1 protein-coding gene is annotated in these 1,220 nt (G+C 63.0%); it reads left to right on the top strand.

Features of this window, described 5'->3' with window-relative positions; translation table 11 throughout:
- On the top strand, positions 1–1,183 hold a 1,183-nt coding region (locus HX846_RS35040), incomplete at its 5' end, for an MATE family efflux transporter (RefSeq protein WP_178967237.1).
- Positions 1,184–1,220: the final 37 nt, after the last annotated feature.

Raw genomic sequence — 1,220 nt, 5'->3', positions numbered from 1 at the left:
TTTCTTTATCGCCCTGGTGATCGGCCTGGGGGCGGGCGCTTCGGTGCTGATCGGCCAGGCGTGGGGCGCGCAGGAAACCTCGATGGTCAAGTCGATCACCGGCGCCACCCTGACCCTCGGCGCCCTGATCGGGGTGATCGCGGCGGTGCTGGGCAGCGTGTTTGCGCGCCCGGCAATGCAGGCCCTGGGCACACCGGTGGATGTGCTGGATGACGCGGTGGGTTATGCGCAGATGATGATGCTGATCATGCCGCTGTTGCTGGTGTTCATCCTGTTCACCCAACTGCTGCGGGGCGTGAGTGACACGGTGTCGCCCTTATTGGCGCTGATGGTGTCGACCACCGTGGGCCTGGTGCTGACGCCTGCGCTGATCAAGGGCTGGCTGGGCCTGCCGCCGATGGGTATCCAGAGCGCGGTGGTGGCGGGGTTGGTGGGGAATGCCCTGGCGATGACGTTCCTGGTGCTGCGCCTGCGCCATAAAAACCACGTGATGGCGCCGGATCGCCAGTTGATGGCGGCGCTGCGGCTGGATCGGGTGATCCTGGGCAAGGTCCTGCGTATCGGGTTGCCTACGGGGTTGCAGATGGTGGTGCTGTCGTTGTCGGAGCTGGTGATTCTGGCGCTGGTCAACAGCCATGGTTCCCAGGCGACGGCGGCGTATGGGGCGGTGACGCAGATCGTCAACTATGTGCAGTTTCCGGCATTGTCGATTGCGATCACGGCGTCGATTCTGGGGGCGCAGGCGATCGGGGCGGGGCGCCTGGAGCGGATCGGGCCGATCCTGCGTACGGGGATTTTGATCAACCTGTGCCTGACGGGTGGGTTGATAGTGCTGGGGTATGTGTTGTCGCACTGGCTGTTGGGGTTGTTCATTACCGACGTGGATGCGCGGGTCAAGGCCGAGCACCTGCTGCATATCATGCTCTGGAGCATCCTGGTGTTCGGTTTCCAGGCCGTGGTGGGCGGGATCATGCGGGCCAGCGGGGTGGTGCTGGTGCCGGTGGGGATCTCGATCGTTTGCGTGTTGGGGGTGGAGTTGCCGGTGGCGTATCTGCTGAATGCGCGGTTTGGGCTGGAAGGGGTGTGGATGGCGTTTCCGGTGACGTATCTGGCGATGTTGGGGTTGCAGACGGCTTATTACCGGCTGGTTTGGCGGCATAAGCAGATCAAGCGGTTGGTGTGAGGTTTTTTTGGGGGGGCGTGTACATATCCGTTATTTA

This window comes from Pseudomonas sp. K5002, assembly GCF_013386655.1.
Lineage (GTDB): Bacteria > Pseudomonadota > Gammaproteobacteria > Pseudomonadales > Pseudomonadaceae > Aquipseudomonas.
The sequence above is the reverse complement of the archived record's forward strand: the minus strand, read 5'-3'. Positions and strand labels throughout refer to the sequence as shown.